Origin of the sequence: Marinomonas spartinae (assembly GCF_016461715.1) — a bacterium.
Classification (GTDB): Bacteria; Pseudomonadota; Gammaproteobacteria; order Pseudomonadales; family Marinomonadaceae; genus Marinomonas; species Marinomonas spartinae_A.
The window spans coordinates 63,670-76,498 of record NZ_JAEMUI010000019.1; the positions used below are offsets into that span (position 1 = coordinate 63,670).

The 12,829-nt window shown below is 43.3% G+C and carries 11 protein-coding genes and 1 pseudogene; 7 read left to right on the plus strand and 5 right to left on the minus strand.

Annotated features, from left to right (window positions below; genetic code table 11):
• Positions 1 to 816 carry a CoA transferase subunit A gene (locus tag JHD45_RS16695; RefSeq protein WP_199477636.1) on the minus strand — a complete coding sequence of 272 codons (816 nt, stop codon included), beginning with the start codon at positions 814 to 816 and terminating at the stop codon, positions 1 to 3.
• Between the two features lie 185 nt (positions 817 to 1,001).
• Between JHD45_RS16695 and JHD45_RS16700 the strand changes: the two genes are divergently transcribed.
• A complete protein-coding gene (locus tag JHD45_RS16700) occupies positions 1,002 to 1,802 on the plus strand; it encodes an IclR family transcriptional regulator domain-containing protein (protein ID WP_233407887.1) in 801 nt (266 codons plus the stop codon).
• Between the two features lie 18 nt (positions 1,803 to 1,820).
• Here the strand turns inward: JHD45_RS16700 and JHD45_RS16705 are convergent, their stop codons facing one another.
• Together JHD45_RS16705 and JHD45_RS16710 are read right to left on the minus strand one after the other, a co-directional pair.
• Positions 1,821 to 2,723 (minus strand): LysR family transcriptional regulator, encoded by a 903-nt coding sequence (locus tag JHD45_RS16705; protein WP_199477671.1) that lies wholly within the window; start codon positions 2,721 to 2,723, stop codon positions 1,821 to 1,823.
• A gap of 226 nt (positions 2,724 to 2,949) precedes the next feature.
• Positions 2,950 to 4,254 carry a short-chain fatty acid transporter gene (locus tag JHD45_RS16710; protein ID WP_199477637.1) on the minus strand — a complete coding sequence of 435 codons (1,305 nt, stop codon included), beginning with the start codon at positions 4,252 to 4,254 and terminating at the stop codon, positions 2,950 to 2,952.
• A 306-nt stretch (positions 4,255 to 4,560) separates the two neighbouring features.
• On the opposite strand from JHD45_RS16710, the gene JHD45_RS16715 reads away from it, so the two are divergent.
• From JHD45_RS16715 to JHD45_RS22635, 4 genes and pseudogenes are all read left to right on the plus strand, one after another.
• Positions 4,561 to 5,679, plus strand: a complete 1,119-nt coding sequence (locus JHD45_RS16715; protein ID WP_199477638.1) for a muconate/chloromuconate family cycloisomerase — start codon at positions 4,561 to 4,563, stop codon at positions 5,677 to 5,679.
• 36 nt (positions 5,680 to 5,715) lie between these two features.
• Positions 5,716 to 5,994, plus strand: coding sequence for a muconolactone Delta-isomerase (catC, locus tag JHD45_RS16720; RefSeq protein ID WP_199477639.1), 279 nt, complete (start codon positions 5,716 to 5,718; stop codon positions 5,992 to 5,994).
• Between the two features lie 72 nt (positions 5,995 to 6,066).
• Positions 6,067 to 6,984, plus strand: a complete 918-nt coding sequence (gene catA / locus JHD45_RS16725; protein ID WP_199477640.1) for a catechol 1,2-dioxygenase — start codon at positions 6,067 to 6,069, stop codon at positions 6,982 to 6,984.
• Positions 6,985 to 7,253: 269 nt separating this feature from the next.
• A pseudogene (locus tag JHD45_RS22635) lies at positions 7,254 to 7,415 on the plus strand (IS481 family transposase); the annotation flags it as partial.
• A gap of 223 nt (positions 7,416 to 7,638) precedes the next feature.
• Here the strand turns inward: JHD45_RS22635 and JHD45_RS16735 are convergent.
• The gene (locus JHD45_RS16735; protein ID WP_199477641.1) at positions 7,639 to 9,336 is read right to left on the minus strand and encodes a methyl-accepting chemotaxis protein; all 1,698 of its coding nucleotides are present in this window, start codon (positions 9,334 to 9,336) and stop codon (positions 7,639 to 7,641) included.
• Positions 9,337 to 9,445: 109 nt separating this feature from the next.
• On the minus strand, positions 9,446 to 10,447 hold the full coding sequence (locus JHD45_RS16740) for an AraC family transcriptional regulator (protein ID WP_199477642.1): 1,002 nt from the start codon (positions 10,445 to 10,447) through the stop codon (positions 9,446 to 9,448).
• Between the two features lie 335 nt (positions 10,448 to 10,782).
• Between JHD45_RS16740 and JHD45_RS16745 the strand changes: the two genes are divergently transcribed.
• Positions 10,783 to 12,033: a dienelactone hydrolase family protein gene (locus tag JHD45_RS16745; protein WP_199477643.1), complete on the plus strand. Its 1,251-nt coding sequence runs from the start codon at positions 10,783 to 10,785 to the stop codon at positions 12,031 to 12,033.
• Positions 12,030 to 12,818, plus strand: coding sequence for an SDR family oxidoreductase (locus JHD45_RS16750; RefSeq protein ID WP_199477644.1), 789 nt, complete (start codon positions 12,030 to 12,032; stop codon positions 12,816 to 12,818). The genes JHD45_RS16745 and JHD45_RS16750 overlap by 4 nt, the downstream gene beginning before the upstream one ends.
• Positions 12,819 to 12,829: the final 11 nt, after the last annotated feature.

Genomic DNA, 12,829 nt, shown 5'->3' on the forward strand with positions numbered 1-12,829 from the left:
TTAAACGTCTCCTTGGCCAAACACATGGGATTCCAACCATTGGTTGAAGCTGTCTCTATCGCGACTGATGTGATCCCATTGTTTGTAATAATTGTTGTCTCTGTCGTAATAGCCGAGCGTATAAGAGGGTTTTGCGCCTTCCGGTGCGACGGCAATTGCGTCAATTGTCCAGGCTGGTAAAACGCAGGCATTTGGTGTGACATCTAAGTCATCGACAATTTCTTCTACTGTGACAATGCTTCGTTTGGCAGACAGCACAACTTCTTTCTGCACACCAATAATCCCCTCGATAAGCACATTGCCTGCGCGGTCTGCTCTTTGAGCATGAATAATGCCCACATCGGGTCTAATGGCAGGAATGGCAGCCAACTGCTCGCCTGTAAAAGGGCAGGTTATGGTGGCTATCTCTTTATTGACGAGGGGTAACTCACTGCCCACATAACCACGAAACACCGCCAGCGGTAGGCCAGCAGCCCCGGCTTCATAGGCATTTGCCATAGCAGCATGGCTATGCTCAACCGTTTCTAGCTTGCAAGGGTAATCATGTTCTATCGCATCACGAACGCGGTGAAGGGAGCCAACACCAGGGTTTCCACCCCAAGAGAAGGTCAATTTCCGAACGCAACCAGCACCCACTAATTGGTCATAAATTAGATCGGGAGTCATACGAATTAGAGATAGGTTGCGTCTTTTCTGACGGATGATTTCATGCCCTGCCGCGAAAGGGATGAGGTGAGTAAACCCTTCAAGCGAAATGGTGTCACCATCTTTTACATAGGTCGCGACAGCGTCTTTCAGTGTCATAAACTTAGTCATAATGTATCCTGTTCGTTATGCGAATTTAAGTTTGCAATACGAACAAGATAAATCAATCCAAGATTAGTGGTCAAGTTAAAATTTTGTATTTGTCTTTTTTCTCTTGATTTAGATAAAAAATACGATGAAAAGTCTCTTCCCTCTAGCGAGCCCGTAACGAATCATAAATAATGGCGGGATTATTAATGGCTATGAGTAAACAGGGTATGAGTGAGGAAAAACTGTCACCGGATCATCGTGATTATGTCGGGGCATTGGCATCAGGATTGGATGTCATTATGGCATTTGATCCGCAGCATAAAGAGATGACGCTGTCCGAAGTGGCTGAGCAAACTGGTATGGATAGAGCCAAAGCCCGACGTTTTTTACTGACTTTGCATGCCCTTGGGTACATTAAGCGAGAAGGGCGGAAGTTCACGTTAACGCCCAAAGTGTTAGCACTAAGTTATGCTTATAACGTCAGTAACGACCATCTCAATGTGGTTGAGCATTATCTACACGACATTACCGCGCGACTGGGTGAATCTTCATCTTTAGCTGTGTTGGATCAACAAGACATCATGTATGTGGTGCGTTCGCCAGCAGCCCACCGTTTGATGTCGATAACATTAAGTGCTGGGACACGGTTGCCTGCGGCTTATACCTCTATGGGGCGTATGTTGGTTGCAACGTTACCACTTGAAGAGCAAAAAGACTGGCTCAACAATGTGTCTCTTCACGCCTATACCCCACATAGCATTGTCGATAAGTCTGCTTTTGAGCAAATGCTTGTTCAGATCGGCGAACAAAACTATTGTGTAGTGGATCAAGAATTGGATCTTGGCTTACGCTCTTTAGCGGTGGCTGCGTTCACTTTCGATGGCGCGTTGCTGGGGGCCATTAATCTGAGTACCAATGCATCGCGGGTAAGTCATCAAACCCTGATAGAAGAATACTTACCTGTGTTGCAGGAGGCAGCAGAACAGATTCGCCTGCATACAAAATAACCTTGCCATAATCAATGGTTATAAGCCGCTCTGACGATTCTCAACCAAGTTTTTGAGAATTTTAACGGCCAATGTTGTAATAGAATCCATGGGTTCTTTTCGACGGCTAAATATAACTGGACAGGTGATGGACTTATCTTGTAAAGGAATGAACACCACATCATCTCGTCCAAAATGTCTTACTTGTTCAGACACCAGAGTAAAGCCCATTTCGGAAGCCACTAAACCTAGTGCCGTTTGGAGGTCATTGACTTGTTGAGTCACTTTTGTGGTTAGCCCTCGGCTGGTAAACAATGAAGTACAAATATCCGCGAAGGTAGGCGTAGTGGCTCTGTTTGCTGGATACAAAATCATCGGCATCTTCGCCAGCTCTTCCAGCGTCGGTTCCCCTTTTTTTAGCAGAGGGTGACCAACATGCAATGCCACCAATAAGGGTTCTTGGAATAAGATAGTTTGCTCTACTTGCTCGTCGGGAATGATTAAACGACCAAAACCAATATCAATTTTACCTGTCTTTAAGGCCTCGATTTGTTCACCAGTTTTTAAATCATGCATCAAAATATTCGCGTTGGTCTGTTGACGCAAGTCCCTAACGAGGGAGGGTAATTGACCATAAAACACGGATGGAACAAAACCAATGCTGAAAACGGCCTTTTGTTCTTCTGCTATTCTACAAGTATTTTCAATGACCATATCAGCCTTTGCTAGCAGCTGCTTTGCTTGTTCCCAGAAGTATTCTCCTGCGGGCGTCAGTGTTAACCCTCGAGAGTGACGATCAAAAAGTTTTGCTCCCACATCGTCTTCCAATTGCTTTATCTGCCTTGTTAATGGCGGTTGAGCAATAAAGAGTTTTTCTGCCGCGCGAGTGAGGTTTTTCTCTTCTGCCACCGCACAAAAATAACGCAGATGTCTTAGTTCCATCATACCTCCAAAGTATTACTAACAACTTAATTTATATTGGTAGAAAGCAACTTACTGTACATCATTTGATTCAGCAAATAATAACGATAAAAACAGGTAACTCGTAATGCAGAAAACGTTAATCGGGAGGTGGATGGTAAGTTGTGTTATGCCGATATCAAATAAAGTGCTGATTAGTAACCTGAAGCGCCTATTTTGAAAGGCGCTTTTCTATTGCTAACAATATTTACATGATCAGCATAAAGGTTGTGGCAATCGCAACGCCTGATATCCCTAGCCAAATGACTAAATATCCCATGATGTCTCGTGCAGAAAGCCCTGCTACGCCTAACAAAGGTAATGCCCAAAATGGTTGAATTTGATTTGTCCAGCCATCTCCCCATGTAAATGCCATTATTGTCTGTGCTGGGTCTGCCCCCAACTCATAGGCGGCTTGCATCATAATGGGACCTTGAATCGCCCATTGGCCACCACCAGATGGAATAAAGAAGTTAACAATGCCCGCACATAAAAAGGTAAGCAGTGGAAAGGTTTTGACCGTCGCGATTGAGATAATGGCATTAGAAAAAATAGTAACCAATCCAGCTTTGGTCATCATGCCAGCTATGCCTGCATAGAGTGGGAATTGTACAATGATGCCTCGTCCCGCTTTTACCGCTGATTCAGTAGCATTCAGGTAAGAGACTGAGTTCCTATGAAGCAGGAGCCCTAGTGAGAGAAAGATTAAAATCATGCTGTTTAAGTTGATGCTAAAGCTACCGTTTAGGATCTTGGCGATTAAATAACTTGCCGCTAGTAACCCTAAAAATAAAGTAGGTAGTCGGCTGTGTTCGATCCAATCAGAAAAGCACATTTTTCCCTGAAACTCCTTCGTTTCAATACGATCATCCTCTTTATCTTCCAATAGAACGATGTCTTTTGGTTGTTTTTGTAGCATGAAAAAGGCAATTAATAGCACTAAAAGTCCGATAGTCAGCGCGATATTCCAGCCAGAATAAAGTGTTTGCGAGACAGGTATAATCCCGATGGATTTCTCCATGAAGTTTCCAGGTGTTGCAATCACTAAAGGAATGGAAGAGGAGGGGCCACGTACTAGCTCGCCACCATAAGCAGCGGCGACAATGAGAGGAAAGTGTACCTTTACGCTGCGCCCCATGGCCCTTGCCAAAATCGCTCCAGCTACCATACCAAAGCCCCAGTTTAGATAATAACAAACGAAACTAACCAGAATGGTAAGGGCTAAAGCTTGTTTAGGCGTACTAGCCTGTTTTGCAAGAGTATTTAAGGCATTTTTTACGATGGGTGTCATTGCTAGAACATAGCCAGTCAACAAGACTAAAACCATTTGCATACCGAAAGTAAATAATTTGGAGAAGCCATCACCCCAGTAACCGACCATTGCCATAGGACTTTGGCCTGCAATAGCAATACCTAATAGAAAGGTGATGGCTGTTAGTACCACTGCGAGTACAAAAGCACTTGGTAAGAAGCGCTGCACAATACGTACGGAAAAATTGGTTATTGCTTCCATAATGAGGTCTCTTATTTTTATTAGATCACTGTTCAATAGCGATTAGTTGTATTGTCTGCTGTACAAATCATTATTGAGCAATGAATGGTTAATGTTATTTTATGGTTGAATTTGAAATGTCGTATAGAGAAAGTTCGCAATGCGAATCATAGTTTGCATTGCGAATATGGTTTGCGAATGTACACAGTCTGTCAAGAGAGTTGTTGAGCGATACCTAAAAAGTATCTCTAGGAACTAAATTGATATTTGTTCTCTGTTTCGGGTGAGTCTAGTGTAGGAAAAAACAATAAACGGATGCACCTTAGCATGACATCGAAAATTACTCATATTGAAACAATGCTTGTGGATATTCCCACGATTCGCCCTCATAAATTATCTATGACGTCTATGGCCGTGCAAACCATGGTGATTGTTCGTATCAAAGATGATCAAGGTCGTGAAGGCTTAGGCGAGGGCACGACTATTGGCGGTTTGGCCTATGGTCCTGAAAGCCCAGAAAGCATTAAAATGAACATTGATACCTACCTTGCGCCTTTACTTATCGATCAGCCACTTCATAGCATAAAGCTACTTATCCAACGTTTAAGCATGTCTGTACGGGGCAATATGATTGCCAAATCGGCTTTGCAAACCGCGTTGTTGGATTTGCAAGGAAAACATTTAGGCGTTCCTGTTTCCACTTTATTAGGTGGCGCTATTCACCAACATATCCCCTGTCTATGGGTGTTGGCATCGGGTGATACGGATAAAGATATTACCGAAGCGAAAGCACTTATCGCTAGCGGTCGGCATTGCGACTTCAAGCTTAAAATCGGTTCCCGACATGTGAATGATGACGTGGCTCATGTGGCTGCTATTAAAGCGGCCTTGGGCAATAGTGCAAGTGTGCGAGTCGACGTGAATCAAGCGTGGGATGAATCAACGGCAACAAAAGGTATGGCGGCGCTTCAAGAAGCCGGTGTGGATTTAGTTGAACAGCCAACTCCAGCAAAAGAATGGGATGCCTTGGTTCGATTATCGCAAAAATTTACGATTCCTATTTTAGCCGATGAAGGTGTTGCTGATGCCTCAGATGTTTTCCAGCTTGCTCAACGTGGTTTTAATGGCGGTATCGCTTTGAAAATTGCCAAAGCAGGTGGACCTATTGAAGCACTTTATGCGGCTACCGTTTCATCTGCGTCAGGTATGGGATTATATGGTGGTACTTTACTAGAAGGTTCTATTGGTACAGCGGTTTCAATTCATGCTTGGTCTACTTTACCGAAATTGCATTGGGGCAGTGAAATGTTTGGTCCTCTTCTTTTACAAGATGACATCATTAAACAGCCGCTTCGTTACCATAACAATGGTGTGGATGTTCCGGATTCACCTGGTTTGGGTATTGAAATTGACGAAGAAAAGCTGGCGCTTTATCGACGTAAATAATACAGCACCAACGCAAACAATCATGAGGAAATGAACATGCTTTTTAAAGTTGAAATGACAGTAAATATTCCTAAAGACCTTCCGGTTGCAGAGGCAGATGCGATCAAATTGAAGGAGAAGAATTACTCACAAGAATTACAAAAAGCAGGTATTTGGCTGCATTTATGGCGTGTCGTTGGACAGTATTCAAATGTGAGTATATTTGATGTCAAAGACAATGCTCATTTGCATGAAGTCCTCACAGGCTTACCTTTGTATCCTTTTATGACGATGGAAGTGACAGCCTTATGTCAACATCCATCTTCCATAAAATAGCGCTAACTATTTAGAACAAAAATAACATTTAATAAAAGTGCTGTTATGGCACATAGAAGCGGAGAGATTGAAATGACTGTTAAAACAATTCAAACAGAAGCAGTACAAACGTTATTGAAAAAAGTGGCTGGCTTGGATAAAGACCAAGGCAATCCTCGCATGAAAGAAATCATTTATCGCCTAGTTTCTGATCTTTACAAAATGATTGAAGACCTAGATATTACGCCAGATGAGTTTTGGATGTGCGTGAATTATGTAAATGACCTTGGTACGACTAAAGAAGCCGTTTTGCTTGCGCCAGGTTTAGGGTTTGATCATTTCTTAGATATTCGTGAAGATGCTAAAGATGAAGCAGCAGGCCTAGCGGGTGGCACACCACGTACCATTGAAGGCCCTCTATATGTTCAGGATGCACCAATCTCAGAAGGTGAAGCACGTATGGATGATGGCAAAACACCGGGTCAAGGCATGTGGCTTCACGGTAAAGTGTTGGATGAAGAGGGTAACCCTGTAGCGGGAGCTGTTGTCGACCTTTGGCATGCTGACTCTAAAGGCGGTTACTCTCATTTTGACCCTACACAAAGCGAATTCAATCTACGTCGTAAAGTGATAACGGATGCTCAAGGTTGCTACCGCGCTCGTAGTATCGTGCCAAACGGCTACGGCGTTCCACCAGAAGGTAATACCATTAAAGTGCTTCAGAGCCTTGGTCGTCATGGCAACCGCCCCGCTCATATTCATTACTTTGTATCTAAACCAGGCTTCAAGCATCTAACCACACAGATTAACTTGGCTGGTGATGCCTATACATACGATGACTTCGCTTTTGCGACTCGAGATGAATTGGTTGTTGAGGCAACACCATTGAATGACAAAGCCCACGGCTTTGATAGCGAATATTTGGATGTTGAGTTCAATATTGAAATTTGTAAAACTGATAAGCCAGAATTAGAAGACAAACATGCTCGTGCACGAGCATCAGTAGCTTAACTTTAATTAGTACTGCTTCTGGTCGACTAATTAACTTTTAATGAAAATCCCTTGTTGATCTCAACAAGGGATTTTTAATTTATGCCATTAGGCTATAGGTGTATTAGTCTCGACTTGATCTGGCAATTCTACTGAAAAGTAGAGAGTTATCCGTTTTGATAAAGATGTCGAATCTTCAATCAAAACGAACAAAAGGTAACTCTCTGTGTTGCATACTAAAAATCCTATCATTAAACACAAAGCGGTTTTGCTCAATCTTACTGAGGACGTGTGGCGAGATAGAGACGGCTCACCCAGGTTATCTGAGCTCTCAAGACGATGTTTACGTGAGGAACCTAAAGGGTGTTGGTAGAATTTATCAGCAGACCTTTATTGGTACTTGCAGAAAAGTCACCTTTGTCAAACGCTACACAACCAAAACACCGATTTCGTAAAAAGCGCTACGAGAGTCTAGATACACTGTAAAAAAATCTGGACGTATTCAATAATGACCGAACTCGTCGGGGGAAAAGTGTTGTGGAAGGACGTCACTGGACACATTGCTTGATGGAAAAGCGATCTCGGTAGAAAAGACTTTAACCCAGACCTAAACTGACAGGCACAGTATCGATTCAAAGTGAGGTTACTGTCAGGTTAGGTCTTAGCTGGTACACTTTAAGCAAGTTTAAATATCTCAACCTGTTGATTTAGCTCTTCACAGAGTCTATTTAAATTTTGCGTCGCTTTCTCGCTTAGATCGAGTTTTTCATTGCTGTGTTTCACATCATTACTGGATTCGACGGTAACCTCTGCGATAGATGATACTGCTTGTGCTTGTTCATTTAGTGTTTGAGTAATTTGTTCAATAGCGTCTAAGACTGTGCTCGAAGACTTTTCAATGTCTAGCATCAAATGACCAGAGTTGCCGATCTCCTTAGCTGTTTTCTCCAGTATTATATGGCCTTCTTCACTTGCTTTAACAGCGTCAACGATACTGCCTAATAAGGTACTCAGTTGGGATTCTATTTCGTGGGTAGACTCTGCCGTGCGTTTAGCTAAATGCCTTACCTCATCAGCAACCACAGCGAATCCTCGACCTTGCTCGCCAGCACGAGCGGCTTCAATTGCCGCATTTAAAGCAAGCAAGTTAGTTTGTTCAGCGATTGCATTAATCGTTTCTACAATTCCTTTAACACTACTCCCTTGTGTATTAAGAGATTTCATCGTCTCTTGGTTATTTTGTAAGATCTCCCCAAGCTGCTTAAATGATTCCACGCAGGTATCCATTTCTTTACTGACATGTTTGGTTTGCTGTTGTACATGTTGGTAGTTACTCAGAACCGACTGGGAGTTGTCTCTGATATGTTGAAATTGCGATGTTAGCTCTTCGGTCGCTACTGACGTTTGTTCAGACCTGCCGATTTGTTGCTGTCCAGCGTTTCTTACATTTTCTATAAGCGTACTAATGTTAGAGCTGGCGTCTTTCGTTGCGTGAACATTATCAATCACTTTGTTAAGCAAGTTACGTAGTCGATGACAACTCTCTCCAAAATGTTCCATGATCAGTCCCACTTCATCACGACTACTCGGAGGAGAGGCGTAACTTAAATCGCCATTAGACATAGCTGCCACAGACTCTTTAAGAACACTTAGCTCTTTACGGAAAGTACGAATCATCAGATAAATGGATAATACAGCAACCGAGGAGGTAATGAATAAGACTGGAATAGCTCGTTTTAATACATCTACCCCGATTGTCCCCAGTATATTGCTTTCAGAAGTAACCATCACCACTGTCGCTAAAGGTAATATCATACCCGCCACAATCGGTGAGCTAGCAAAAATAAACTTTTCACCTAGCTGAAAGGAACGAGTCGCTTTAATAGGAATATCATTACAATGGGCTTCCCATTTTGCATTTAACACTGTCATAAAAGGAACGGTTGTAGCAGGTACGGATAAAAGTCCCATGATCCAAATGACAAGTAACTGCATTGTTGAATGTGTTGCCGATAGTTCCAGCCAAGGAGCCAGCGAAGTACCGATTGCAGGAGCCACAATATGTAAGATGAACAAAAGCCTGAGTATGTAACCGACCCAGAAATGACGTTGTTTACTGGTCATTGATTCTGATAGTGCCTGCTGTCCTTTGCGAAGCAATAAATAGGCTATTAATAAATAAGCGGCCACAATGATATTGAGGCTTGCACTCATCATTAATGTTGCAACGTCTTCTAAACTCAATGCTCCAGAAAGTACCGATAAGGTTAACCAAACAGCGGGTGGCATTAGGCAGCTAGCAAACCATAGTAATTTAAATCCCTTCGGTAAGGTGTTTTTTGTATTAGAGTGAGTGTCTTTTTCTTGATTCATAAAGTACCCAACCACTTCATGTTAATTTTCAATGAAATCTTAGTTTTTTGAACTAATTACTAGGTCAAATGTAGGTATAAAGCGTGCTTTATAGTTTGAAACTTGTTGGTTACCTTCGTTTCGTATCACTTGGACGCTCACCGAATAGTCGTGCATATTCTTGGCTAAAACGACCCATATGAGTAAAGCCCCAGCGGATGGCAATATCAGTAATCGATATATTTGGGTTTTGTTTTAGTAAGTCTTCTCTTGCTCTTTGTAATCGAACGGTGCGTAGATATTCCATGGGGCTAATGTGACGAAAATCCTTAAAGCCCGCATACAGTGTACGTACACTAACGCCTGCTATATTAGCGAGTTTGGCTGGTGATAGCGCTTCATCTGCATGAGCTTCAATGTACTCTTCTACCTTTTTAACATGTCTTGGTGCTAGTGTACGAACAGGCTCATTGAGGGCATCCGTATAGTTGTGGGGATGAATAGACAGAAGGGTGTTGATAATAAGTTGTTCAAGTTGATGGGAAATGGTGGATTGTGTTGTAACCGATGGTAGATCGTGCAGTAGATGTGCTAAATAGATCATCATGTTGCGCCAGACAGGGTTTTGATACCAATGCATATCTGGTTTGAATCGTAAGGGCTCTCTAAGTGAGCGACCAAGAACCTGACTGCAGACTAATTCCAGCGACTGTTTATCGATCTTAAACATCAGTTGATCGCAATCTTTGCTCCAGTCCATGGTGAGTGGGTCTGAAGGATTAAGCACTGATGCGATGTCTTTATTTGTATAAATAGCGTTCTCGCCACTGTATATCTTAGCCTGACCAGCGACGGGCATTTGAATCAAATAAAACTGCTCTAGACAGCCTGGATCGATAATGACATCGGCACCATATTTGAGTCGATTAAAGTAGACATTTCCTAGCGCAACAGAGTGCATACGAGTATCCAGCTCTGATCCTTTCTCTTTAAGATCTAAGTGGTGAGGTTTATAAACCTCTGATACTTCATCCCTGACTTGTTCTAGTGTACCTGAGCTGAATATTAGTCGCTCAGAATCACTTTTTAGTACATTTTGTAACAAGCGAGACAATGCTATATCAGAAGACATCAACCTTTACCTCGTTTTTTCTCAATAAGTGATCTTTTATGTGTTGCATATTTATGAATTTAAATATACAGATTTGTGAATTTAAATACAGAGAGGTCACACCGTATTTTTGTATAAATTGTGCTTATTCACTAATAAGTTGCACTAAATGGATAGTCTGTGCACTAGACGGATAGCCAATGTTTACAAGGTGTAAACCGTCACATGAATTATTGATTTTTGTCATCTTTTTGCGCTTTTTGGATAGTTGTCGCATTTTTCGGAGCGTAATTGCCAGCCTGATACTCAAGGATAAATAGTGACTTGAGCAAAGCATAACTTTCAGGAGGCGTACGATGGGAAAAATGATAGATATCCAAGCAAAAGATGGCAGTGGCGCTTTTAAAGGCTACCTGGCGATACCCGCTTCGGGCGAGGGGCCAGGCATTGTCCTATTGCAAGAAATATTTGGTATCAATAAAACAATGCGAGAGGTGGCGGATTACTATGCCGAGGAGGGATACGTAGTATTAGCTCCCGATCTTTTTTGGCGTCAGGAGCCCGGTGTAGAGCTTGAATACAGTCCAGCAGAATGGGAAAAGGCTTTTGGTTTTTATCAGGGCTTTGATCAGGATCTGGGGGTCGAAGATATTGATGCGGCGATCCGTGTTTTGAAAGGGTTGCCAGAATGTAATGGCAAAGTCGGTGCATTAGGTTTCTGTCTTGGTGCACGCTTGTCCTACCTAACCGCCTGTCGATGTGACGTTGATGTCGCGGTCGGTTATTACGGCATGGACATTGAAAAGCATCTAGATGAAGCGGTAAATATTGATGGCAGATTGGTTTTGCATTTTGCCAGTAATGATGAGTATTGCCCCGATGTAGCGCGTAATGAAATCTATAAAGCGCTGGATGATCAGGAGCATGTGGAGCTTTATACCTACCAAGGTGTTGACCATGCTTTTGCTCGTGAAGGAGGGGAACATTACCACAAGCCTTCAGCTCTGATGGCTCACCAGCGTTCCGTTACCGCCTTTCGAAAAGAGATGGGTCCAGATTATGATTTGTCCTATTTATGGGATAAACACTGTGAGTATGAATTCAGTACTCGTAACGTGGACGATACCATGGCAACCATGGTGGCAGAACCTTACGTCAACCATATCCCCAATATGACAGGAGGTGTGGGTTACAAAAATCTCCACCGCTTCTACAAAAACCATTTTGTTGACGTAAATCCTGCAGATACGACGCTTATTCCTATCTCTCGTACCATTGGTGCCACTCAGATTGTTGACGAATTACTTTTCACTTTTACCCATGACAGGGTCATTGACTGGATGCTGCCAGGTATTGAACCAACTGGTAAATACGTTGAAGTGCCGCTGGTGGCGATCGTTAAATTCCGTGGCGATAAACTTTATCACGAACATATTTACTGGGATCAGGCCTCTGTATTGGTGCAGATAGGCAAGCTCGATCCACAAGGCTTACCAGTCGCAGGGCAGGAATCTGCAGCAAAATTACTCGATGAAACACTTCCTTCCAATACATTAATGCCGAACTGGCCCGACAGTGAAGGTCTGGATCAAGGAGGTGCAAAATGAGCCAATTTAACGACCGTAGTGTCATTGTCACTGGTGGTGCAACCTTGATCGGAGCTGCTGTGGCAGAGGTGTTTGTCGAAGCGGGAGCAAGTGTCACCGTGATCGATATTGATACTGAGGCGGGTGTCGCTTTAGCGGAACGCCTTGGAGCAAAAGCGCAGTTTGTTGAGGCAGATATCACCGACGACGAGCAATTAAACGCCGCTATACACAGTGCTGAAAGCCGCTTCGGAGGAGTCGACTATTTAATCAATTTAGCTTGTAGCTATCTAGATGAAGGTCAGGCTTCTTCTCGGGCAGATTGGCTAACGGCACTGAATATTAATGTTGTCAGTGCTGTGATGGCAGCCAACATTGCACGCCCACTGATGATGAAACGGGGAGGTGGTGCCATTGTCAACTTTAGCAGCATCTCATCTCATGTTGCTCAAACTGGCCGCTGGTTATATCCCGTTAGCAAAGCGGCGATTCGCCATTTGACCCGTAGCATGGCAATGGATTTTGCTGAAGATGGCATTCGTGTGAACTCGGTGTCTCCGGGCTGGACTTGGTCCAGAGTGATTAATGAAGTCAGCGGCGGCAATCGAGCTAAAGCGGATCAGGTCGCGGCTGATTTTCATATGTTGGGGCGCTTAGGTGACCCCCGAGAGGTAGCTGAAGTCGTGCTGTTTCTCTGTTCTCCGCAGGCAAGTTTTGTGACCGCCGCTGATTATGCCGCTGATGGAGGTTATTCCGCTATTGGTCCTGAACAGCGAACCCCTGCAATCCCCAAGCTCGCTGAATAAGTCTGAAATCA